The 23,432-nt window shown below is 59.4% G+C and carries 22 protein-coding genes; 15 read left to right on the top strand and 7 right to left on the bottom strand.

Features of this window, described 5'->3' with window-relative positions; translation table 11 throughout:
• A partial coding sequence (locus KGA85_RS02720; RefSeq protein ID WP_263289086.1) for an MATE family efflux transporter occupies nt 1-208 on the bottom strand: 208 nt, incomplete at its 3' end.
• Nucleotides 209-504: 296 nt separating this feature from the next.
• Here KGA85_RS02720 and KGA85_RS02715 point away from each other — a divergent pair.
• Nucleotides 505-777 (top strand): hypothetical protein, encoded by a 273-nt coding sequence (locus KGA85_RS02715; RefSeq protein WP_223454091.1) that lies wholly within the window; start codon nt 505-507, stop codon nt 775-777.
• A 256-nt stretch (nt 778-1,033) separates the two neighbouring features.
• Here KGA85_RS02715 and KGA85_RS02710 read toward each other — a convergent pair whose 3' ends face one another.
• A complete protein-coding gene (locus KGA85_RS02710; protein WP_102685608.1) occupies nt 1,034-1,306 on the bottom strand; it encodes a hypothetical protein in 273 nt (90 codons plus the stop codon).
• Nucleotides 1,306-3,075: an S-type pyocin domain-containing protein gene (locus tag KGA85_RS02705; RefSeq protein WP_223454089.1), complete on the bottom strand. Its 1,770-nt coding sequence runs from the start codon at nt 3,073-3,075 to the stop codon at nt 1,306-1,308. The genes KGA85_RS02710 and KGA85_RS02705 overlap by 1 nt, the downstream gene beginning before the upstream one ends.
• 281 nt (nt 3,076-3,356) lie before the next feature.
• Between KGA85_RS02705 and KGA85_RS02700 the strand changes: the two genes are divergently transcribed.
• Entirely contained in the window at nt 3,357-3,506 is a 150-nt protein-coding gene (locus KGA85_RS02700; protein WP_223454098.1) for a hypothetical protein, read from the top strand.
• A gap of 67 nt (nt 3,507-3,573) precedes the next feature.
• Here the strand turns inward: KGA85_RS02700 and KGA85_RS02695 are convergent, their stop codons facing one another.
• On the bottom strand, nt 3,574-6,543 hold the full coding sequence (locus KGA85_RS02695) for a multicopper oxidase domain-containing protein (RefSeq protein WP_223542891.1): 2,970 nt from the start codon (nt 6,541-6,543) through the stop codon (nt 3,574-3,576).
• A 551-nt stretch (nt 6,544-7,094) separates the two neighbouring features.
• Here KGA85_RS02695 and KGA85_RS02690 point away from each other — a divergent pair.
• The 4 genes from KGA85_RS02690 (at nt 7,095) to KGA85_RS02675 (ending at nt 10,984) form a co-directional block, all read left to right on the top strand.
• A complete protein-coding gene (locus KGA85_RS02690) occupies nt 7,095-8,705 on the top strand; it encodes an ArnT family glycosyltransferase (protein ID WP_223533681.1) in 1,611 nt (536 codons plus the stop codon).
• 538 nt (nt 8,706-9,243) lie between these two features.
• Nucleotides 9,244-9,648, top strand: a complete 405-nt coding sequence (locus KGA85_RS02685; RefSeq protein WP_223454084.1) for an antitoxin Xre-like helix-turn-helix domain-containing protein — start codon at nt 9,244-9,246, stop codon at nt 9,646-9,648.
• The gene (locus tag KGA85_RS02680; RefSeq protein ID WP_223542890.1) at nt 9,642-10,334 is read left to right on the top strand and encodes an RES family NAD+ phosphorylase; all 693 of its coding nucleotides are present in this window, start codon (nt 9,642-9,644) and stop codon (nt 10,332-10,334) included. Before KGA85_RS02685 ends, KGA85_RS02680 begins: the two co-directional genes overlap by 7 nt.
• 248 nt (nt 10,335-10,582) lie before the next feature.
• A complete protein-coding gene (locus KGA85_RS02675; protein ID WP_223454080.1) occupies nt 10,583-10,984 on the top strand; it encodes a hypothetical protein in 402 nt (133 codons plus the stop codon).
• 64 nt (nt 10,985-11,048) lie between these two features.
• On the opposite strand, the gene KGA85_RS02670 is transcribed toward KGA85_RS02675, so the two are convergent.
• Together KGA85_RS02670 and KGA85_RS02665 are read right to left on the bottom strand one after the other, a co-directional pair.
• A complete protein-coding gene (locus KGA85_RS02670) occupies nt 11,049-11,462 on the bottom strand; it encodes a cupin domain-containing protein (RefSeq protein ID WP_223454078.1) in 414 nt (137 codons plus the stop codon).
• Between the two features lie 44 nt (nt 11,463-11,506).
• Complete coding sequence (locus KGA85_RS02665) at nt 11,507-12,259, bottom strand: SDR family oxidoreductase (protein WP_223454076.1); 753 nt, start codon at nt 12,257-12,259, stop codon at nt 11,507-11,509.
• Nucleotides 12,260-12,518: 259 nt separating this feature from the next.
• Here KGA85_RS02665 and KGA85_RS02660 point away from each other — a divergent pair, with 259 nt between their 5' ends.
• The 9 genes from KGA85_RS02660 (at nt 12,519) to KGA85_RS02620 (ending at nt 22,197) form a co-directional block, all read left to right on the top strand.
• Complete coding sequence (locus KGA85_RS02660) at nt 12,519-14,108, top strand: winged helix-turn-helix domain-containing tetratricopeptide repeat protein (RefSeq protein ID WP_223533682.1); 1,590 nt, start codon at nt 12,519-12,521, stop codon at nt 14,106-14,108.
• 224 nt (nt 14,109-14,332) lie between these two features.
• The gene (locus KGA85_RS02655) at nt 14,333-15,706 is read left to right on the top strand and encodes a glutamine synthetase family protein (protein WP_223454072.1); all 1,374 of its coding nucleotides are present in this window, start codon (nt 14,333-14,335) and stop codon (nt 15,704-15,706) included.
• Between the two features lie 7 nt (nt 15,707-15,713).
• Nucleotides 15,714-17,105 carry an aldehyde dehydrogenase family protein gene (locus tag KGA85_RS02650; RefSeq protein ID WP_223533683.1) on the top strand — a complete coding sequence of 464 codons (1,392 nt, stop codon included), beginning with the start codon at nt 15,714-15,716 and terminating at the stop codon, nt 17,103-17,105.
• Nucleotides 17,106-17,108: 3 nt separating this feature from the next.
• The gene (locus tag KGA85_RS02645; protein ID WP_223454068.1) at nt 17,109-18,269 is read left to right on the top strand and encodes an iron-containing alcohol dehydrogenase; all 1,161 of its coding nucleotides are present in this window, start codon (nt 17,109-17,111) and stop codon (nt 18,267-18,269) included.
• A gap of 134 nt (nt 18,270-18,403) precedes the next feature.
• On the top strand, nt 18,404-19,957 hold the full coding sequence (locus KGA85_RS02640) for an amino acid permease (protein WP_223454066.1): 1,554 nt from the start codon (nt 18,404-18,406) through the stop codon (nt 19,955-19,957).
• Nucleotides 19,958-20,080: 123 nt separating this feature from the next.
• Nucleotides 20,081-20,371 (top strand): hypothetical protein, encoded by a 291-nt coding sequence (locus KGA85_RS02635; RefSeq protein WP_223454065.1) that lies wholly within the window; start codon nt 20,081-20,083, stop codon nt 20,369-20,371.
• Nucleotides 20,372-20,452: 81 nt separating this feature from the next.
• Nucleotides 20,453-21,025: a chorismate mutase gene (locus KGA85_RS02630; RefSeq protein ID WP_223533684.1), complete on the top strand. Its 573-nt coding sequence runs from the start codon at nt 20,453-20,455 to the stop codon at nt 21,023-21,025.
• A gap of 6 nt (nt 21,026-21,031) precedes the next feature.
• A complete protein-coding gene (locus KGA85_RS02625) occupies nt 21,032-21,766 on the top strand; it encodes an SGNH/GDSL hydrolase family protein (RefSeq protein WP_223454061.1) in 735 nt (244 codons plus the stop codon).
• 2 nt (nt 21,767-21,768) lie between these two features.
• Complete coding sequence (locus KGA85_RS02620) at nt 21,769-22,197, top strand: nuclear transport factor 2 family protein (RefSeq protein ID WP_223454060.1); 429 nt, start codon at nt 21,769-21,771, stop codon at nt 22,195-22,197.
• 68 nt (nt 22,198-22,265) lie between these two features.
• Here KGA85_RS02620 and KGA85_RS02615 read toward each other — a convergent pair whose 3' ends face one another.
• Nucleotides 22,266-23,390 carry an agmatine/peptidylarginine deiminase gene (locus KGA85_RS02615; protein ID WP_223454058.1) on the bottom strand — a complete coding sequence of 375 codons (1,125 nt, stop codon included), beginning with the start codon at nt 23,388-23,390 and terminating at the stop codon, nt 22,266-22,268.
• Nucleotides 23,391-23,432: the final 42 nt, after the last annotated feature.

The following is a 23,432-nucleotide window of genomic DNA, read 5'->3' as shown; positions in this document are numbered from 1 at the left end:
CCCCTAGGCCGATGACCAGGGCGATGAAGAAAAACACAATGGGGAACATCCCCGACACCGCCGCCAGCGCCTGGGTGCCGAGCATCTGGCCGATGTAGATGCTGTTGACCGTGCCGGACATGGATTGCAGGAAGTTCGACAGGACCATGGGGGCGAGGAACAGCAGGTAGGTTTTCCAGAGGTGGCGTTGGGGGGGTGGGGTTTGCATTCGGGAAGGTCCATCTCGACGGCGGGAGCGATGATTAAGGATAGCGTTGGTGGCTGAAACCAAGGGGCGCTGAACATCTCAGGTCTGTGTTTATATTTCCAGCGACGTGAGGTGAAAGGCCTGAAGTTTCATCATCACCGGTCCTACACAAAACTCGGAATCCCTCACCTTCCCGCGCTGATCTCCTGCGGCTTATAGTCGGCGCCGTCGCCCAGATGGCGATTCGGGTTTGGCGACCTGACAACAGAGAATGACCGACTGACGGCCTTGAGCCCATCTAAAAGAGATCATTCAAAATGAATCGATACATGCCCCTCACCGGAATCGACCTGGTTCCGGCCTCCCTGCTTATCGACACCCAAGCCCCACTCGACGTTCTGCAAGCCATGGCGGATTACCGCATTCGTACAGTCACGCAGGTGCTGGAAAACATCGCCTATCGCTCCGAACTCGGTTGCGACACGGTGGTGCTGGAGGACTTCTGCAAACTGCTGGTCATTCCGTTGCGCGATGGTTGTGATTTGATGGATGTGATTGGCCGGCAGTTGCGGGCGCAGGTTGCGGAGTAAAGAAAAACGGGGGCTCTCGCGCCCATTTTATTGCTACGCCAGAAAGGGGTTGCCCCTCAGCTTGATTCGAGGCCGCGAAAAACCAATCAGACGAAGATATTCAATATGCCCGTAACAAAGAGAAGAGCCGCTGCGGCAGCGGCTCAACCTGGGAAACCTTCGATGATTTAAACGACTGGACAAGGGAACCGGACGACCACGAAATGATGGCTACTGTCATCGGTCTCTGGCACCTGCGTTCAGGCACCTGGTGCTGTCAATCAAAGGTATATTTGCCTTCGAGCATGAATGCCGGCTCTCTCCAGTTGGGCCCTCTCACAACCCCACCCCCACTATATTTGATAAAACCGGCATCACACATTTTATGGACAAGGTTCAATAGCCCTATGTTGTTCTCCACATGCGCCCAGTTAGCCCGATTATAAAGGCCATCAAGCTGAGGAAAGGAAATACCCAATTGATTTTTGGTTACAAATAGAATTACCTCTTCAGGTTTTTCGTTAAGTACGATGGTTGCAATGACGCTCATTATATTACCCCTCCAAGTTCCTTGTACTCTCGTTCCCTTTGCTTTTCATCCGCTTCTAAAGCATCAGGACTATAGAGCAATTCAAAAGCATCCTTGACTTTGTAGTCCTCCAGCGTCGCGGCGTGAGTGTTGTTCCAAATAACACCGTCATCCGAGTTTACACCGTCAGCTACACCTAATGCTCTGAAACGTTCGAGTTCTCTGATTTCATGAGTATAGAAGCGTTTGTCCACATCTGTGATTACCAATTCACCCAGCAGAATTTTTTTCAAGCGATCAATCATGATGGCATTGGCATCCGAAGACCTGAAACGTCCCGTATGTAATTTGATCAGGTCAATACCCGCTTGGGTCACCGTAGCACTGGTCCAATCGAGATCGAGGATTGGGCCTCCAGCTTTGGCGGGATTGAAAAATCGACCACTGTATTTTCCCCTTGTGGTTGCTCCTTCATAAGGACTATTAAAAACAACGTAGATTGGCGGCAGACCGCTTTCAATCGGAAAGCAGTAAATGCAATCCCTGAAATCAGGCAATTCGAACGCGGGTAAGGTTTCAGGCTGCACAAGCAATGGCGACAGCGTAACTCCAGTGTAAGTCGGTACTTGCGCAGGTCGGGCGGGCGAAGTTGTCGAACCGTTTCCCAAGTGAATAATGGGAAAACTGAGGATATTGGGCGGTGTATCGTTTGACGTAAAACTGTAGCTGCTGGTCGCTGGATCGAATGCCAATGCTCGTACTGGCACTTTTGCCGAGACACTCCCTCCAGCCGGGGTTGCAACGAGTGTGTATTGATTAAGCTCGCCAACAATCCGATAAGGAAGGTCAATGGTTCCTTCGGCAGCGGCGATTTCATTCAGGTTTGACGGCAGCTTTGGCAAAAAAGTGCTACCGGACAGTGTGAGAACTGTTTGAGGAAAGCGTTCGCCGTTAGCAAGAGCAGGTGAATAGAACAAGGCCCCGATCCCAACAGCAGTGGCCCGACTGATAAGCGCTTCCCCCAACCCTGCCAATAACTTAATGCCTCCATGAATCACTGCCCTGAAGGTCCAACCGTCGGCGACATGGATGGCAATGGCACCCGCCACAGTTCCTGCCTCTGCGCCATTACCAATGGGTAACCTGTAGGTGTAGGCGACTTCGCCCCTTGCCAAGGCGCGATGAATTGCAGCGTCTGCAGTTGTGGAAGCGTCCTCCAGAATGGGGATGGCTTCGACCAGGATTCGTTTAACGTAGGCGGCAGTTAGCGATAATAGGAACTCTTCATAAATGCTTAGTCGCACTGCCATATCTTCTTCGACATCCACATCCGTTGCAAATACCGCGGCACTCATTTTTCTGTCTAGCGACAATGCGTCTAAACCATTATATAGTATTGCGTCGTGCCAACTCCTGTGCATTTTGGCCCTTTGCAGAAGCTCAACGATGATCGCTTTCTTTTTTAAGGCAGCTTCCAACGCATTGAGTTCCTGCCCGTCAATGGCTGCAACTATGCGTTTTTCTAGATAATCTCGAACATTCGGTGCACCACCCGAAAAACTACTCTTTATCTGATCGTGCACCGAAAGCCCTATCGCCACCAACTTTTGGTATGCGTCGCTGGTGTTTTTGACACCCTCAATACTATGGGGCGTAGTAACCGTCGGGACAGTCCCATCCCAAAACAAAATACTATCGAAGCCTGTAGGAAAAACCGGGGCTTCCCTGGGTGGAACCTGCCGAGAGTCGGGCGTTATTAAAAGCGGAGAAGGAGTAATAGGTTCTTGCATATAGCGCTCCGTGCAACAATATGAGTTCCATGTAATAGGCAAGCACCAAAGTTATGCTGCAATAATGAATTCATTTCAATACCTGAAATATTAACTGCATATGTCGTGCATGGGAGATGGCTTTAAGCCCAAGTAATTCCTGCGGCCTCCAGTAAAAACCCTTACAGCAAAAAGTGCCGAATTCAATCTGCCATATACGGGCTACTGCAACAAAGGGGACTGATTTATTTTTACGATGTTCTGTAAACAATGGCGAATGTCGTGTTCGGGCAGTTACGCAGGTGCTGAAAAACATTGCCTACCGATCCGAACTCGGTTGCGACACCGTGGTGCTGGAGGACTTTTCCAAGCTGCTGGTCATTCCGTTGCGCGATGGTTGTGATTTGATGGATGTGATTGGACGGCGACTGCGGGCGCAGGCCGCGGAGTAAATGAAAACGGGCGCATAAGAGGCGCCCGTTTTTTTGTCCGACGAGAAAAGTGGCTTGATAGACGACGCTAGCCTTTGCCTTTGCCTCCGCTGCCACTGCTGCCACTGCTGCCACTGCCGCTACTGCTACTGCTACTGCCACTACCACTACCACTACCACTGCTACTGCCACTACCACTACCACTACCACTACCACTGCCACTGCTACCTTCCTGGTCATTGTTGACCCCGGCCTGTGGCCCGACGCCATCTCCCGTACGGAATGTCGGTAATGCAACCGAGGCCACGAATTTCACGCCGTCCCAGCTAGGCAAGGGTGTGGGCATCAATTGGAACTGGCCCGGGTGCTCAGAGTCCCAGCGCAGCAGCATCGACGTGTCCTCATGCTGTGTGTTGTGGCAGTGCTCCATGTAGGTACCGGCAAACTCACGGATGTGTATGGCCATTTCGACATCGTCGAGGCTGTCGGAATCGCGGCCTACACGGTAGATATCCTTGCGCGCGCCTTTTTCCCATTCTGGCGGCGGTTTGCCACCTCGAGTGAGAATGACCCCTTCCTCGAAGTGCACATGCACCGGGTGAGTCCAGCCATTGCCGCCGTTCTGGATCTTCCAGATTTCCAGCGTGCCTTCACCCTTGAACCCTGCCGGTGTCGGGCCAGTGGCCAGTTGTGGCGCGGCTGAAATCCGCCGCGGGTCCATGGGGAAGCCTCTGCCGCCATCGGTCTTGATCGTCCAGGGCGTGAAATCTGTGCCGTTGGAGCGTCCAAAGATAAAGGTGCGGTGCCGCGCCTGGGCAAGCCGGGCGATATCGGCAGGGTCATCACGATGCAAGGGCAAGGGGATCATGAACCTGCCCTCGGGCTTGCCAGGCTTGGCGGGCTCGAAGTCGACCGGATTCATGCTGACATCCTGGCCGGTGTAAGGCTGGACGTTGAGTTGCAGGAACAGGCCCACGCCCGGGTCACCCCCGACCCACTGTGGCCCGTTGCTGGTTTGCCTGACAACGGGCAGGTACTTCTCGGAGAGTACATCCGCCAATGGAATATCACGTTTTGGACGCTTGCCGTCTTCATGCTCCTCAATGTTGACGAAGAAAATCCTGTCGCCCGGGTTGATGCCGTTTTTCGCGAAGTCGACGACGATGTCATAGCGTTCGGCAACGCCCAGCATCGGCAGAATGGCATTGTTGTCCTGTGTGTCGCCGTCGCCATCGAGGTCCAGGCTGCCATCGAACGGCACCGCGTGCTCCATGATATTGCCGTCGTTGGCAATCATGTGGAACGGCACCCGGTTATAGGAAACCCCGGAGTTGTTCGGGCCAGGAAACTCGCCACCATTACCATTGACCTGACGCACCACCGCCAGCTTGAAGTAGCGAGAAACCGATCCGTCGAGAATGCGGAAACGGTAGCGGCGGGCACGTACGTCCAGGAAGGGTTTGTACTCCCAGTTGGTCAGCACCTGGTCACCGAGAAAACCGTCGGTGTTGAAGGGGTTGAACCACAACTGGCCGGTCTGGTCCCAGGCCTTGTCGGCGATCGTCAAGTTGACGTCATAGTCGCGGTTACCCCACCCCAGCGCCGAACCGCTGGCCACGCGCAGGTTGACCCCGTCGTCGACCGCCTCGTTGCCACGGTCCACGGCGCTGTAGTAGTTCATCATCGTCGCATTGCCCTTGTAGACATTCTGCGCGGTGAAATCGAGCATGTGGTCGTGGAACCAGTGGGTGCTCATGGTTTCGCGCCAGTCGCCACGAATCTTGATGGTGCCGTTGTTGCAGGTCTTGAAGCCGGGGCTGGCGTCGTTGACGAACAGGATTTCACCGGGGTCGCAGGGGAATGCCGCACGCGGATCCTCAGCGCTGGTATTGATGGTGTCGTAACCGGCCAACTGGATCGGCCAGCGATAGTCGTAGTACTGGCCCGGGAAGAAGAACGCGTTGGTAAAGCCGTCGCTTTCGGCGGGCGAGTGGCCGTTATGTTCATGGGTGGTGAGGGTGTGCAGGCCAAAGCCCCGGTTGGCCGATGGGTCAATGGGCAAGGCATCGTAATGACGCATCAGCATCGCTTGGCCATAGCGTACTAGAAGCAGTTTGGGCGGAAAGGTGCCGTCGAATGTCCACACCGCATTATGGTCCTGGACAGGGAAGTTGGGGTGAAACTGCACTTGAATGCCCTTGGTGGTGCCCTCGTTGGCCGGGTCGCCGCTGGTGTTGTGATAGAGCCCGCCGGGCGCAAATTCTCCCACGGCGTAGTTATGCCGTTGCATACGATCACGCAAGCCGCTGTTGACGTGCGCGCCTGCTTGCACCGTCTTGAAGGCGTCGCGCGGGAAAAACTCATTGAAACGCTGGTGCGACCAGCCTTTTCCTGGTGGCCGGCCTTCTGCGGGCGAATCGACTCGGCGATTGAGGAAAAGCTCGATCTGGGCCTTCCAGGGGTTGCGGTCCAGCACATTGGAGAACTCTGTCGGGAAGGGCGTCAATGCCGGCTGCCTGAGAAAGGCGTCCAGCGCATCCGGAGACGGGCCGCTACGTGCCACGTTCAATGGATCTTGCGCCGGTGCGGGGCCCACCGTCGGAACCGGAAACGGAACAGGTGATGGCGGGTCGGTCGCATCCAGTTTGTTCGAGCCGAACTCCTCGAAAAGTTCAAGCTTCTGGGTGAACGGTTGAGCCCCGAACACCGGGCTGGGATTACCGTTAGTGGGGATATTGAAGCTGGTTTGCTGATCGGGTGGCAGCACATTGTCGACCAAGGGGGTCTGGCGGTTACCGGTCACACCATTGGGTAAGTCGAAGGCGCCGACGTTTGCGCGAGGCAGCTTGAGCAAGTCCCGCGATGCGGCATCGGGGTCGGCGGGCGGGTTGGTGAACGCCGATGGGTCGGTAGGAGGCGGTGGATCGGTGTTGTCGAGGGGCACTGCCTGGGTCTGGGACAAGCCCAGCCCCAACATGATCACGGCAGCAGAGATACTCAGCGCCAGCCTGGTTTTGAACAATGGACTAGGTTTCAGCCTTCCGGCATCCAGTTTCATCGCAAACACCTCTGACGGGTTCCTCGGAGCGCGTGGCAATACCTGGGCAACGAGCCACTGCTCCTGGCCGGGCTGGCGAAACGTTTGATTTCGAGCCGGGATGGGAACGATGCATATTTCCCGCCAAAAGTGACAGGAAGTGACTAATGGCTCTACGCCACGCCCGCTTTGTCCGCTGGCTTTAAGCAGGCGTATGAACAGCCCGGATGAAAGCCCCGATGACGGGGAATATCCCCCAATACAGGGGACGATTGTGCGAGGTGTTCGGGCCAAGAGAAGTGGCCACTTTCTGAATGTATCGACGGCCGCTTTTTGCCGATTGCCACGCGCCTGCATGCCTTGGGGGGCGCACATTTCATCAATGATGCAGCCGTGATTCACATGAACAATTTTTCATTGTGTACATCACGGCCTTACGTCACTTGATCGAGCAACCACGCCTCAATCAGACGCAACGCTTTATTCGCAATCTACTGACAATCCCATCACATTTCGCCGGATAGCCTTGCTACTCCAGCATCGCCACGGCGAGCGCAACGTGCGAAACAGTGATGAACAATTCGTTAGTCAGGTTTCTGAAAAGTGACCGGGGTGCGCTGATCCTTCTGCTCGGCGTATCCGCGCTGCTATTGCTGTTCGGGTTGGGTGCAAGGGAGCTTTGGGGAGCGGAAACGCGCTGGGCGAACATCGCGTTGCAGATGCTGCAAACCGGCGATTATTTCGACCCTTACCTCAAGGGCATGCCCTATTACGACAAGCCGCTGCCTTCCTATTGGTTGATTACGGCCACAGCCCATTTGATGGGTGGCCTCGGGCACTGGTCATTGCGCCTGCCTTCGGTTTTGGCGGCCTGGCTGAGTGTCTGGTTGGTCTACCTGATCGGGGAGCGGCTCTATAGCAAAGGCACCGGCCTGATTGCCGGCTGGTTTCTGGCGACGACGTTCTTTTTCGTGTTCTGGGCGCGGGTTGCCACGGCGGACGTGCTGACGGTTTGCGGTGTATTGGCCGCGGTCTGGTGGTATTGGCGCGGCCCGGACGATACGCGGCTGAGTCGCTACAGCGTATTTTTCCTGATGCTGGCGCTGACCTCGCTGTTCAAGGGCCTGATCGGGTTCATCCTGCCGGGGCTGATGCTGTTGCCGCATCTGCTGGGCGAGGGACGCTGGAAAAACCATCTCAATCCACGCCTGTTGCTGGCGATGCTGGTGGGCGGCGTGGTCTACATGCTGCCGTTCATGTTGTCGCACCGCTATGGCACACCGACTTATGGACCGAGTGGGCTGGGCCTGGTGTTTCAGGAGAACGTGGTTCGGTTTTTCAAGCCGTTCGACAACATCGGCCCGATCTATACCTATCTGCTGTATCTGCCGGCCTACACCCTGCCCTGGGCACCCTGCTGGATGCTCGGCCTGTGGGTGGCCGTGCGTAGCTGGAAGCACACCGAACCGAACATTCGCTGGCTGATCTGGGGCCTGGGGTTGCTGTTCCTGTTCTTCACCATCAGTGGCAGCCGGCGCAGTTATTACGTGTTGCCGCTGGTGCCGTTTGCGCAATTGCTGGCGGCCTGGTGGGTCAGCCGGCGCATGGCTGCGCGTCAGGCGGCCGGTAAAGTCAGCGGGGCTGGTTGGACCAGAGGCATAGCCGGAGCGGCCGGGTTCCTGTTTTTGGTACTGGGTGTTGTCTACCCCTGGACCAACGGCGGCGCGGGCGGCGTCATGCAGTTCACCCAGGATGTGCGCGCCGAAGCCATCAAGACAGCGCCGTGGAGCGAATGGCGCATGGTGCTGGTGGATGTCGACAACAAGCTGCCCATGTACCTGCAAAACCATGGCGCACCGTTCTACTACGTGCTCCCGGATTCGGACATTCCACAAACCGGCGACAGCGCTGCACTGATGGTGTGGCTGGAAAAGCAAAGTGGCGAGGCCTGGAATCCACAGCGCACGATCATCGTGGAGCAGTACAAGGACATCCAGCAATTACCGCTGGATTATCTGACGGCGGATCATCAATTGATCACCACCAAACCCAACAACGGCGCACGGCTGTTTCATGTGCATGAGAATGGCAGTGCGGCGTTTATTCCCAATGGCAGAACGGTGGGTGACCCGGTGGCTGGGCAAGCGGCGGGCGGCGTTTTGCAGGCGCAAGCTGCTGAGTAATTGAATGCGGGCGCCTGATAGGCGCCAGATTTGTATTCGCTGGCGACTGGCACTTTTACCCCTGAAGACATTCCAGAAAATCGTGCAAAAAAATACGAAGGTAGCCCTGTTAAGAACCTCTAAAAATTGCCTAGCACCCAACAATTTAGGGCTTTCTAAACGATTTTCTATATGAAAAGAAATGTGAAGAACCGCCGTCGGCAAACATGATGCACCAGACGCGTCAGCTTTTGAGGCGATGCTGCAATACATTCAGTCAAGCTTTGGTCGCCAAACAGACCTCGCCGTCCGCTGATACCTTCGCTGACTACCGTCATCGGCTTGCCTGAACTCACTTCTTTGCCGAAAAATCTACAGTTGTGCCCCCGGCCTGCCCGCTTGGTTTACCTGGATGTCTTTCCCGACCTGCATCACATAGCCTCAGCAAGATCGCAGCCCTATTGAATTGGCACGCTAGGCCCACCCGTCGCACTAACATTGCTCTACAGACTCAATATATCTAAATTTGAATCTACAGATTCAAAACGAGCACACAACCATGGCCGTCCCCGCCCAAGCCCAATCCTTCAGCAAAAACCAATGCGTCACTGGTCTGCGTGCCGCCGTGAGCATTCTGGAAAAGTGGAAAGCCACCAGCGACCAGGCCTGTCGCATCCTGCGTATTTCCCGCAGTACCTACACCCGCGCCCGGCAGCGTGACCCGGATTGGGCGGTGGCGCTGGATGCGGACCAGATGCAGCGCATCAGCTTCGTGCTGAACATTCACGCGACGTTGCGGCTGGTGTTCGACAACCCGGATAACGTTTACGGCTTTGCCTCGATGGCCAATGACAACGAGTTTTTCCACGGGCGTTCGCCGCTGGAGATCATGGCCCAGGGCGACATGATTTCGCTGTATGAAACCTTCCGCCGCATCGACATGCTGCGGGGTGCGCAATGGTGATGGCGAGTGAGCTGGCGGTGTTTGCCGGTCAGTCGTTGCAGGCTTATCGCCTGGTCAATTCGAAGTTTCCGCCGATTGCGTTGTTTGATGATGTGGCGGATGCGGATGAGTTTGAGCTGTTGTTCGAGATTCAGGCGCTGACCAATCCGCGGTTGAAGAATGAGCTGGGTCAGCTTGAGTTGATTGCGCGCAGCGAGATTCCGTTCGGTATTCCGGGTTGCTCTTACGCCATTGCGCCCTTTACCCACGTCAACCCGGCGGGTTCGCGCTTCAGTGACGGCAGTTTTGGCGTGTTGTACCTGGCGAATTCGATGGAAGCGGCGCTGGCCGAAGTGCGGCATCACCAGGCTCTGTATTGGTCGAAGGTGCCGAGCCTGAACTATGAGCGCTTTGTGTTTCGTGGGTTGGCTTGTGCATTTGGCGATGCCGGGATGAAGGACGCTGCGGCCCTGCCGATGAGCGATCCGGTGTATGCGCCGGACGACTACAGCCAATCCCGTGTTCTGGGGCGCGCGGTGCGGGATGCCGGTTGTCCCGGGTTGCGTTATCACTCGGTGCGGATGCCGGGCAGTCATTGCTGGGCGTTGATGACGCCGAGGCCGGTTTCGTCGATTGTGCAGGCGGCGCATTACGAGATGGTCTGGAATGGGCAGATCACCAGTGTCAGTCAGATCAGCGAAGCCTGATTGCCTTGCGATAACTTTGTGGCGAGGGAGCTTGCTCCCGCTGGGTCGCGTAGCGGCCCCAAATGGAGGACTGCTACGCAGTCCAGCGGGAGCAAGCTCCCTCGCCACAAAAAGAGGTGCTTATACAGGCGGTGTTCGATCCATTGACTGCATCGATAGTCACCATCATTTCAATGAAGTTCTCTTAAAAAATCCCCGGCGTAACATCTGCTCCATACCAACCCATAAGCACCCCGGAGCACACCATCATGAAACGCCAGACCCTCCTCAGCATCGCTTTCTCGGTTTTCGCAGTTAACGCTTTCGCCGCAAACTCTGCTCAACCTGTGGTCGCTGAAGGCGGCTCGGATCGTCTGATTGAAAGCCGTGTGGCCGAAGGTGGTTCGAATCGCCTGCTGGAAAAACGTGTTGCCGAAGGCGGGTCCGACAAGCTCCTGCAAAACCGCGTCGCTGAAGGCGGCTCCGACAAGCTGCTGCAAAACCGCGTCGCCGAAGGCGGTTCCGACAAGCTCCTGCAAAATCGCTTCGCCGAAGGCGGTTCCGACAAGCTCCTGCAAAACCGCGTCGCTGAAGGCGGTTCCGACAAACTGCTGCAAAACCGCGTTGCCGAAGGCGGTTCGGATCGTCTGATCGAAAGCCGCGCTGTCTGAATGCAGTGCTTGACCGCAGGACTCAACGAAAAGCCCGGCCTCAACAGCCGGGCTTTTTCGTGGCTCATTGTTTGATCGGTGTTACGAGCACCTTTTCGTCGGTGTCGAGAACGAACACCGCCAACAGGCGTGCAGGTTGAGTGTCGCTGGCGTTGGCGCTGACCAGGTGCACGGAACCCGGCTCTTCTACGAAGTTTTCGCCGACCTTGTAGATCTTTTCCGGCTGGCCTTTGACCTGGATGCGAAACGAGCCCTCCAGCACCGTTGCATAGATGAAGGCCGTTTTCGGATGGGTGTGGGCCGGCGACGCAGCACCCGGCCCATACTCGACGACCACGCCCCTCATGCTCTTGCCAGGGATGTTGGGGATGGGGCGGTCGAACACCACCGTCACCTTGCCGTGGGGTGGCTCGGCGGCCGATGCGGCGCTGATCGAGAGCGCTGCAAAGACAGCGGCCATTAGCAATCGGGTAACCATGGGATTTCTCCTGGATTCGTAGGGAAATGTGAGGGTGCGATCCGTTACTGCGCTGTCGACCGGGCCAGCCAGTCGTCGAAGCGAATCGCCCCCAGGCGTGCGTTCTTGCCGGTGACCAGCGATTGATCGTTGAGCACGGCGCCGAAGTAGCGCGCATGCACGTCCGGCACGACCTTGCGGTTGTCCTGGGTCGCCCGCAGATAGCGCCTGGCCAGTTCGTCGATCGGCATGGTTTCCGGGCCGCCGACTTCAACGGTGCCATTGAGCGGTGCAGCGAGTACGACATCGGCCAACGCCGCCACCACGTCGTCGGACGCTATCGGCTGGATCAGCGCCGGCGAAGCATGAATCTCATCGCCGACGGTGAACGACTGGACAATGCCGCCGGCAAACTCGGAGAACTGCGTGGCACGCACAATGGTGTAGGGAACGCTGGATGCCTTGATAAGAGCCTCCTGCGCGACCTTGGCCCGGAAATAACCGGTATCGGGAAGCCGTTCGCTGCCGACAATCGACAGGGCAACATGATGACGAACCCCGGCAGCAGCTTCGGCGGCCAGCAGGTTACGGCTCGACGTTTCAAAGAAATCAAGAACGGCCTGGTCCTCCCACGACGGCGCGTTCGCCACGTCGACCACGACGTCAGCGCCATCCATCGCTTCGGCCAGGCCTTCGCGGGTGATGCTGTTCACGCCCGAGCTGGGGCTGGCGGCAAGCGCGTCATGGCCGCGCTCGCGAAGGGTGTTCACAAGTTTCGATCCGATGAGGCCGGAGCCTCCGATGACGACGATCTTCATGGCTTTTCTCCACTTGTCGACTGCAACTATTGCGTCGGTGTAGAGAGATTGCCTGCGTGCACCAGGCAAGTCCTTGCGCCGGGCTTGGGTTTTCCTTGGCGAGCGCTTGGATTTATGTCCAAAGCTACTGAGGTTCTTCCAGGCTCCCTTGCCGCTGACGGTGCAGCGGGTGTCGAGCTGCCGTATCATCTGCCTCAGTTACCAACCGCCAGCCGCCTGGGACACGGAGTTGAGGGCGCTTCGCCAGGGGATGCTCAACTTGCCATTCGCGTTTGAAGACTACGTACTCGATCAGGAGCGCCGAGAGCTGACCTTGCGCGGGCAGGTCGTGGCCGTCGGACCGCAGGTCTTCGACCTGTTGCTGCTGTTCGTCAACAATCCCGATCGAGTCCTCAGCAAGGACGAATTGCTCAATTCAGTGTGGAGCGGCCGGATCGTTTCGGAATCGACGATCACCAGCCACATCAATGCCGTGCGCAAGGCCATCGGCGATACCGGTGAGGAGCAGCGCCTGGTACGCACCGTCGCCCGCAAAGGCTACCGCTTCGTTGGCCGGATCAACGGCGATTTGACCGAGGAAGCGCGACAGCCTGATAACGATGAACGCCCGAGCGCTGCCCCGATACCAATCCCCTCCCCTGCGCTCGTCCTGCCGGAAAAACCCTCGATCACCGTCCTGCCCTTCCAGAACCTGAGCGGCGATCCGGAGCAGGAATACTTCGCCGACGGCGTCGTGGAGGACATCATCGCCGCCCTGTCGCGTATTCGCTGGCTGTTCGTTATCGCGCGCAATTCGAGCTTTACCTACAAGGGCCAGGCCGTGGACGCCCAGGGCGTTGGCCAGGAGCTGGGCGTTCGCTACGTGCTCGAAGGCAGCGTGCGCAAGTGCGGCAACAAGCTGCGCATTACCGGGCAACTGATCGACGCGACGAGCGGAACGCACATCTGGGCGGAACGCTTCGAAGGCCTGCTCGACGACATCTTCGAGCTGCAGGACCAAATCACCGAAAGCGTCGTCGGTGCTATCGCGCCGCAACTGGAACGGGCAGAAATCGAGCGCGCCAAACGCAAGCCGACGGAAAGCCTGGACGCCTATGACTACTACCTGCGGGCCATGGCAAAACTGCACAGCGGCAGCCGGGAAGCCATCGAGCAGGCGCTGCCGATGTTCTACCAGGCCATCGAACTCGATGCGGAATTTGCCTCGGCCTATGGCATGGCCGCCTGGTGCCATTTCTGGCGCAAGCTCAATGGCTGGATGACCGATCGACCAGCAGAAATCGCCGAGGGCATACGGCTGGCGCGTCTGGCGGTGACCCTTGGCCGCGATGATGCCGTCGCGTTGACCCGGGGCGGACATGCGCTTGCTCATCTCGCCGGCGAAGTCGATGCCGGCATTGCCCTGCTCGACAGGGCGCGCCTGCTCAATCCCAACCTCGCCCCCGCCTGGTTCCTGGGCGGTATCCTGCGGGCACTGCGCGGTGAAACAGACGCTGCGATCGAGCATTTGAACCATGCCGTTCGCTTGAGTCCGCTGGATCCGGAAATGTTCAGGATGCAGGTCGGGATGGCGCTCGCGCATTTCTTCGCCGGGCACTTCGATGCCGCTGCGGACTGGGCGGAAAAGGCGCTGGGCAACCTGCCCAGTCTGCTGATCGCGGCGGCGCTGGTGGCGGCCAGTCATGCGCTCGACGGTCGAATGGATAAAGCGAATTTGGCGATGCAACGCCTGCGAGAGCTGGATCCCTCTTTGCGCCTGTGCACCCTCAAGGACTGGCTGCCCATTCAACGGTCTGAGGATTTCGCCCGTTTCGTCGATGGACTGCGGTTGGCGGGGTTGCCAGAGTGAAGCCGAATGGCCTCACCTTGTAGGAGCGAGCTTGCTCGCTCCTACAAGGAGCCACGTCGTGCGGTGTCTTTTAACCTGGCAGAACTTGCACTTTGCAAGGGTAGGCTAAGCTTTGATCAACTCGTTGCTCACGATGCTCGGTTCTGCAGGTTTTGGGTTTTTCTGGAGAGCGTCTGCAACAGCTATCCCAGACTGGCCCAAACCTTTCACGCAGGATTGCCGTGATGACAGAGCCCCTCCTCAGCTTTGATGCACTCAAGCACGCCGCGGTTGCCGGCGAAATCGATACCGTGCTGGTCTGCATGGTCGACATGCAGGGACGCCTGGTCGGCAAGCGCTTCCAGGTCGAGTTTTTCATCGACAGCGGCCACGAAGAAACCCACTGCTGCAATTACCTGCTGGCCGATGACATCGACATGGAGCCGGTGCCGGGTTACGCAGCAGCCAGTTGGAGCAAGGGTTACGGCGATTTCGTGCTCAAGCCCGACATGTCCACCCTACGGCGCGTGCCCTGGCTTGAGTGCACGGCGATGGTGCTGTGCGACGTGCTCGATCATCACCATCGCCAGGACCTGCCCCACAGCCCGCGGGCGATTCTGAAGAAGCAGGTCGAGCGCCTGCGCGAGCGCGGCTATACCGGCATGTTTGCCTCGGAACTCGAGTTCTATCTGTTCGATGAGACCTACGAGGCGATCCACAAGCGCAACTACCACAAACCGAAAACCGCCGGCCATTACATCGAGGACTACAACATCCTGCAGACCACCCGCGAAGAGCCGGTGCTGCGGGCGATCCGCAAGCACTTGCAGGCCTCGGGCATTCCCGTGGAAAACTCCAAGGGTGAATGGGGCCCGGGGCAGGAAGAGATCAACATCCGCTACGCCGACGCCATGACCATGGCGGACCACCACGTCATCATCAAGCACGCCTGCAAAGAGATCGCGCAGTTGCAGGGCAAGGCGATCACCTTCATGGCCAAGTGGCGCTACGACGCTGCCGGCTCCAGCAGTCACATCCATAATTCGCTGTGGGACAAGAACGCCAAAAAGCCGCTGTTCTTCGACGCGAAAGCCGAGTTCGGCATGTCGAAACTGATGCGGGCCTGGGTCGCCGGGCAGCTCAAGTACGCCAACGACATCACCTGCTTTCTTGCGCCCTACATCAACTCCTACAAGCGCTTCCAGGCTGGCACTTTTGCGCCGACGCGGGCGGTTTGGAGCCGCGACAATCGCACCGCCGGCTTTCGCCTGTGTGCCGAAGGCAGCAAGGCCATCCGCATCGAATGCCGCATCGGCGGTGCCGACCTCAACCCCTATCTGGCCTTCGCCGCGTTGATCGCGGCAGGTTTGGCGGGTATCGACGAGAAGCTCGATCTGGCGCCGCCGTTCGAAGGTGATGCCTACCTCGATGAGCATTTGCCGGAAGTGTCCAAGACCCTGCGCGAGGCGAGCGCCGCCCTCAAGAGCTCAAGCATGTTGCGCGAGGCGTTCGGCGATGAGGTGGTCGACCATTACGTGCACACCGCCGAGTGGGAGCAGAAGGAGTACGACCGGCGAATCACCGATTGGGAATTGCAGCGCGGTTTCGAGCGCTATTGAGAACATCATGACTGCGAAGGTGCAACTGATCTCCCCGGTCGATGGCCGGGTGTACGTCGAACGCGAAGTGGCCGATGCGGCGCAGGTCGAGCAGGCGCTGACGGCGGCTGCCAGCGCACAGGCGTCATGGCAACGCCGCTCACTGAGCGAACGCGCGGCGTTTTGCAATGCCGCGGTGGACGCGATGCTGTCGATGCAGGCCGACATAGTGCCGGAGCTGGCCTGGCAGATGGGCCGCCCGGTACGTTACGGTGCCGGTGAACTGCGCGGTTTTGCCGAACGCGCCCGGCACATGATCGCCATCGCACCGCAGGCCCTGGCCGCTATAGAGCCGGAGCCCAAGGCGGGTTTGCGGCGCTATATCAAACGCGAGCCGCTGGGCACTGTGCTGGTGGTCGCCCCGTGGAATTACCCCTATCTGACGGCAGTGAACACGATCATCCCGGCGCTGATGGCCGGCAACAGCGTGATCCTCAAACATGCGTCGCAAACACTGCTGGTGGGCGAGCGTTTCGCCGAGGCCATGCGCCTGGCCCATCTGCCGCAAGGCCTGTTCCATAACCTGCTGCTCGATCATCGGCAGACCGCCGCGCTGATTGCTTCGGGCCGCGTGCAGCAGGTCAATTTCACCGGTTCGGTCGAAGCCGGCAAGGCCATGGAAAGCGCTGCCACGGGGCGCTTCATCGGCGTGGGCCTGGAGCTCGGCGGCAAAGATCCGGCCTACGTGCGGGCTGACGCCAACCTCGAACATGCGGTGGAAAACCTGGTGGACGGCAGCTTCTTCAACTCCGGACAGAGCTGCTGCGCCATCGAACGCGTCTACGTCGATCAGAGAATCTATCCGGCCTTTGTCGAGGGATTCGTCGCCCTGACCCGTCAATATGTGCTGGGCAATCCGCTGGACGAAGCCACCACGCTCGGACCCATGGTTTCGCCGAGTGCTGCCGATTTCGTTCGCGGACAGATCGCCGAAGCCGTGAAGCTGGGGGCCAAAGCGCTGATCGATGCAAAAGCATTTGCGGCTGATGTACCGGGCAGTGCCTACCTTGCGCCGCAGGTGCTGGTGGATGTCAGCCATCAGATGTCGGTGATGCGTGAGGAAAGCTTCGGTCCGGTGGTCGGCATCATGCCGGTGGCCGGTGACGATGAAGCTATCGCCTTGATGAACGACAGTCCGTTCGGGCTCAGTGCCTCGCTGTGGACGCAAGATCTCGACGCGGCCGAACGCCTGGGCAACGAGATCGCCACCGGCACGGTGTTCATGAACCGCTGCGATTACCTGGACCCGGCACTGGCCTGGACAGGCGTGAAGAACAGCGGGCGCGGCGTCACCCTGTCGCCACTGGGCTATGAGCACCTGACCCGGGTCAAATCCTTTCATCTACGTCACGAGGTGTAGACCATGAACCTGACAGGAAACTGGAACTACCCCACGAGCGTTCGTTTCGGTGTCGGGCGCATCGCCGAACTGGCCGAGGTCTGTCGCAGCCAGGGCATCCAGCGACCCTTGCTGGTGACCGACAGCGGCCTGGCGCGCGCGCCGATCACCACGGCGGCACTGGACGCATTGCGCGCCGCCGGCCTTGGCGTGGCGCTGTTTTGTGACCTCAAGCCCAACCCGGTCGAAGCCAACCTGGCCGGCGGGCTCGACGCCTGGCGTGCCGGCCAGCACGACGGCGTGATCGCGTTCGGTGGTGGCAGTGGCCTGGACATGGGCAAGCTCATTGCCTTCATGAGCGGCCAGACCCGCCCGGTCTGGGATTTCGAGGACATCGGCGACTATTGGACCCGCGCCGACGACAGCCGCATCGCCCCGGTCATTGCCGTGCCGACCACGGCGGGAACCGGTTCCGAAGTCGGTCGTGCGGCGGTGATCATCGACGAGCGCACCCACACCAAACGCATCATTTTCCACCCGAAAATGATGCCGCGCGTGGTGATCAGTGATCCGGCCCTCACCGTCGGCATGCCGGCCAAGATCACCGCCGGCACTGGCATGGACGCTTTATCCCATTGCCTGGAGGCGTACTGCGCCCCCGGTTTTCACCCCCTGGCCGATGGCATTGCGGTGGAAGGCATGCGCCTGGTGGCCAACTCACTGGTGAAGGCGGTACACACGCCGTCGGACCTCGAGGCCCGCGCGCAAATGCTCGCGGCGGCGGCCATGGGTGCCACGGCATTCCAGAAAGGCCTGGGCGGGATGCATGCGCTTTCACATCCGGTGGGTGCGCTGTACGACACCCATCACGGCATGACCAACGCCACCTTCATGCCCTATGTCCTGCAGTTCAATCGCTCGGCCATCGAGGAGCGCATCACCCGCCTGGCGGCGTACCTGCGCCTGCCCTCGCCGGGGTTCGACAGTTTCCTGGCCTTCGTCCTCAAGCTGCGCAAGGACATCGGCGTGCCCCATACCCTGGTTGAACTGGGCGTGGATGACCGGCAGGCCGACCTGATCGCCGACATGGCGATTGTCGACCCCTCCGCCGGCGGCAACCCGCTGCCATTGACCCGGGACGGCGTGGCAAAGATTTTCGACGCGGCGTTTCACGGCCGCCTATAGAGCAGTCGCCTGGCCAGCACTGCGCATGGACAGGTGTGATCCGTTAGCGACAGGAGCAGTACGACAAGGGGTTGAAAGCCAGCCCATCCGGCGACCCGGATGGTTGCGTATGAACACCTGAAGGGGCACACATCATGAACCCAGCAAGCCAGCCGGGCACCGAAACGCACGACGATGACGTCAAGGTGCTGCACAGCATGGGCTATGCCCAGCAACTCTCACGACGAATGGGGGTTTTCTCCAACTTCGCCATTTCCTTTTCGATCATCTGCATCCTCTCGGGTGGCATCAACTCCCTGGCCCAGGGCACCTCGGGCGCGGGGGGGATATCCATCGGCATCGGCTGGCCGATCGGCTGCCTGATCTCCGGGGTATTCGCCATGGCCATGGCACAGATCTCCTCGGCCTACCCCACCGCCGGCGGCCTGTACCACTGGGGCTCGATTCTCGGTAACCGCTTCACTGGCTGGCTGACTGCGTGGTTCAACCTGCTGGGGCTGGTCACGGTGCTGGGCGCGATCAACGTCGGCACCTATTACTTCTTTTTCGGTGCCTTCGGACCGGCACTGGGCATGGAGGACACGACCACGGTCCGGGTGATTTTCCTGGCGATCCTCACCGGCCTGCAGGCCTTGTGCAACCACTTGGGCATCGGCCTGACCGCCAAGCTCACTGACTTCTCCGGCTACCTGATCTTCGCCACGGCGCTGGCCCTGACCATCGTCTGCCTGATGTCGGCACCCAGCTATGAATTCGCGCGGCTGTGGACCTTCGGCAACTACTCCGGCGAGGCGGGTGGCAGCGTCTGGCCGCAGGTCTCCAACGGCTGGGTTTTCATGCTCGGCCTGCTGTTGCCGATCTACACCATCACCGGCTATGACGCCTCGGCGCATACCTCCGAGGAAACCCGCAACGCGGCCATGTCGGTGCCGCGCGGCATGGTCATGTCGGTGGTCTGGTCGTTGCTGTTCGGCTGGCTGATGCTCAGCGCGTTCGTGCTGATGCTGCCGAACATGGACGAGGCGGCCAAGCAAGGCTGGAACGTGTTTTTCTGGGCCATGAACACCCAGGTCAACCCGACACTGAAACTGGTGCTTTACGTGGCGATTTTCATCTCGCAGGTGCTCTGCGGGCTGGCCACCGTCACCTCGGTTTCACGGATGATCTTCGCGTTCTCCCGGGACGGTGGCCTGCCCTGCTCAAAAGCGCTGTCCTCGGTCTCATCGACCCATCGCAGCCCGGTGGCAGCGATCTGGACAGGTGCCACCCTCGCGGTGTTGTTCGACTGGGGATCGTCGGTGATCTCGATCGGGGCAACGCCGGTCTATACGATCGTGGTGTCCTGCACGGTGATCTTCCTGTTCTTCTCCTTCGCCATTCCCATCGTGCTGGGGCTATTTACCTTTGGGACCTCGAAGTGGCCGACCATGGGGCCGTGGAACATGGGGCGTTTCTGGTACTCGGTGTTCGCCACTCTCTCGATCCTGTCGATGATCATCATTTTTGTCATCGGCATCCAGCCACCGAACGATTGGGCGCTGTACATCACCATCGGTTTCCTGGTGCTGACGGCCATCGTCTGGTTCGGCTTTGAAGCCCGGCGCTTCCAGGGGCCGCCGGTGGGCGACATGATCGTCAAGCGCCAGGCTGAAATTGCCGCGGCGGAAGCGGCGTTGAACCGCAAATAGAGCAAGCAATGAGTAACCTGTAGGAGCGAGCTCGCTCCTACAGAGTCCGGGCCTTATCAGCCGGGCTTTTTTGCAGGCTGATGATCTATCCTGTGCCTCCCCGATTTCACACCCGAGGCCACTATGCCCGCCCTCACCGCCCGCGAGGTTTACCAGCCGTTGCGCGATGCCGCCCAGGGCATTTGCACTTTCCAGCGAGTCGATGACGCCTGCGAGTCTGGCCATGTACGGGTCGACATCGACGGCTGGCGCCTGACGCTCGACGTCGATACCGGCCACTTGCGCCACTGCCTGCACGGCCAAAGCCCCGATGGCCGTGAATATGTGTTCGACAACGGACAGCGCTTCGGCACCGACCCGGTGAGTTTGCTCAGCACCTGGGAGCTGGCGCAGATTGAACGGCTGCTGGCCTGAATCCTTCGCAACCTGTCGTTCCCTGGCCGCACTTGTGATAAACAAGCCGGAGTGATTTTTGCGTCCAAGGAGGTTCTGCCCATGCCCCGTTCCCCACGCCTGCCGCACTGGTTGGCCTGCGCCCTGCTCGGTTTGTTCGCCGGCGGCGCCCAGGCCGGCGCTACGCCCCCGGCGCCCGATGCCTTGCAACCCTTGCTGGCGACGATGAATGAGCGGTTGTACATCAGCGAGCTGGTGGCGCTGACCAAGTGGGACAGCGGCAAACCGGTCCAGGACAACGCCCGGGAAGCGCAAGTCATCGCCAACGCCAAGAAGCAGGCGGCCCAGCGCCAGCTCGACCCCGACGATGTCGCCGACCTGATCGCCGCCCAGATCGAAGCCAGCAAATTGGTGCAATACGGCCGAATCGCACAATGGCAAGCGGCGCACAAGGCACCGGACACGCCACGGCCGGACCTCAACAACGACATCCGGCCCAAGCTCGACACCCTGCAAAACCAGCTGCTCACGCAGTACGCCGCGTTCCTGCCCTACCGCAAAGACCCGAACTGCCCGCAATGGCTGGCCACCGAACGCTCCGCACTGATCAAGGATTATTTGCATGACCAGGCGATGATTCGTGCGACCGGGGAGCTGTGCATTGCAGGGCGATAACGTCAAATGAGCCACACTGAAACTCTCGCCAAAATCCTGCTCGGCCCGCTGTTGCTGGCGCAGGGACTGTACACGCGGCGCATGACGCCCAAGTTGCCGGAGGCCGAAGGTGAACGTCAGGGCTATGCCGGCAGTGGCGACGCTCTGCGGTTGTTGATTGTCGGCGACAGCGCCGCTGCAGGGGTGGGCGCGGCGACGCAAGGTGAAGCCCTCTGCGGTCGGCTGGTCGAGCGCCTGGCCGATGATTATCAGGTGGTGTGGAAACTCTGGGCGCGCTCGGGTCTGGATTCACAAGGGCTGCTGGAGCTTCTCGATCAGCACGCCCCCGAGCCGTTCGATGTGGCGCTGTTGTCGATTGGCGTCAACGATGTCACCAGCTCACTCACCCTGGATCAGTGGCTTGCTCGGCAACGGCGTTTGATGGCGCTGTTGTGCGACAAGTTCGCGGTGAGGCAGATCGTGGTGTCGCCGCTTCCGCCGATGCATTTGTTCCCCGCGCTGCCGCAACCATTGCGCTGGTTCCTGGGGTTCAGGGCGCAGCGTTTCAATGCACATTTGGCGGAACTGGCCGCACGCCTGGATCAATGTACGATGCTCACCACCCCGCTGGCGCCCGAACCTGGCTTGATGGCCAGCGATGGTTTCCATCCGGGGCCGATGCTCTACCGTCAATGGGCCGACGATGCCGCCAGGGTCATCGACCAACGCTTTCGCAGCACAACAATAAAAAACAGGAGTTGAAGATGTCTGAGTTGAACCTGAACCACAACGTCGCAGCGGCCCTGAAGCAGTGGCACGCGATGATCGGCAACCGCGACTTGAGCGGCTTGCCCGAACTGCTCGATCCGCAGGCGGTGTTCCGTTCGCCGATGGCGCACACGCCGTATCAGGGAGCGCCGGTGGTGTCGATGATCCTCAACACGGTCATCAACGTGTTCGAGGACTTGGCCTATCACCGCGAGTTGGCGACGGCGGATGGCTTGAACGTGATTCTCGAATTCAGCGCCAGGGTCGGCGGGAAAGAGCTGAAGGGCATCGACATGATCCGCTTCAACGAACAGGGCAAGATTGTCGAGTTTGAAGTGATGGTACGGCCGTTGAGTGGCTTGCAGGCGTTGGGTGAGGAAATGGGGCGACGGTTGGGGGCTTACCTGAAGGCCACAAAAGCCTGACTCAGCAAATAACCCTGTGGGAGCGGCGGTGCGGCGATCCCACAGGTTTTGTGTACAGCCTGAATACTTCACACCAACGGCTGATGACTGGTCACGCAGTGAATCCCTCCACCACCGGCGGAGATCGCGTCGATGTCGAGCTGCACCACCTTGCGCTGCGGGTAGAGTTCGGACAGCAGGTCGAAGGCTTTGCCATCGGCTTCTTCGTCGCCGAATTGCGCAGCGATGATCGCGCCATTGATCACGAAGTAGTTGATGTAGCCCGCTGCGAAGTCCTGATTGTCTTTGCTGAACCGGCTGTTGCGCGGGTTGAGTGGTGGCGACACGGTATGCACCTGCAACTTGCGGCCATCGGCATCCGTGGCATTTTCCAGGATCTGCAGATGGGCGCGAGTGACCTTGTAGTCGTAGGACTCGGGGTCGTTGTCGAGGTTGGCGATGACCACGCCGGGCTTGACGAAGCGCGCGTAGAAGTCGATGTGGGCGTCGGTGATGTCCTTGCCCTTGATGCCCGGCAGCCAGATGATTTTGCGCAGGCCCAGGCGTTCTTTCAATTCTGCCTCGACGTCGGCTTTGCTCCAGTCGGGATTGCGATTGCGGTTGATCCAGCTGCTTTCGGTCATGATCCCGGTGCCGTGGCCATCCACTTCGATGCCTCCGCCCTCGCCCACCAGTTCGCTGCGCAGGTAATCCGCCTTGGCATTTTCCGCGACCTGGGCGGCCAGTTGCGCATCGTCCGCATGCTGCTGTTTGTTGCCCCAGCCGTTGAAGTTAAAGTCCACGGCACCAAGGCCGCCGTTGCCATCGACGACAAAATTGGCGCCGATGTCGCGCATCCAGATGTCGTCCAGTTCGGTGATCACGAAGGTGGTGTTGTGGCTGCCGCATTTGGCTTCGGCCAGGCGCCGTTCGCTCTGGCGACAGAACACGGTGACCGGCTCGAATTCGGCAATGCTGCGGGCGATCCGGCCAAGGGCGTCTTGCACGTGGGGCGTGAAGTCCTCCCAGATCGCGGCCTGTGCGCCGAAGGCGATGAAAGCCCGTTGGTGTTTGTCTCCTTCATCGGGCATGTACCACTTGCCCTTGCCGGCCGCTCGCACCGGCAGGCCGGCAAAGCCCAATCCCATGGACACCACCGCGCCCAGCCCGGCGGCGACCGATACCTGCTTGATGAATGTTCGACGTGTCGGCATGTGTTTTCCTGAAATCGAGGTTTGGCCGGCCCTCGGGCCGGC

It is taken from the genome of Pseudomonas sp. GL-B-12 (genome assembly GCF_019955895.1).
Taxonomy (GTDB): Bacteria; Pseudomonadota; Gammaproteobacteria; order Pseudomonadales; family Pseudomonadaceae; genus Aquipseudomonas.
This window is presented reverse-complemented; position numbering and strand designations above follow the sequence as displayed.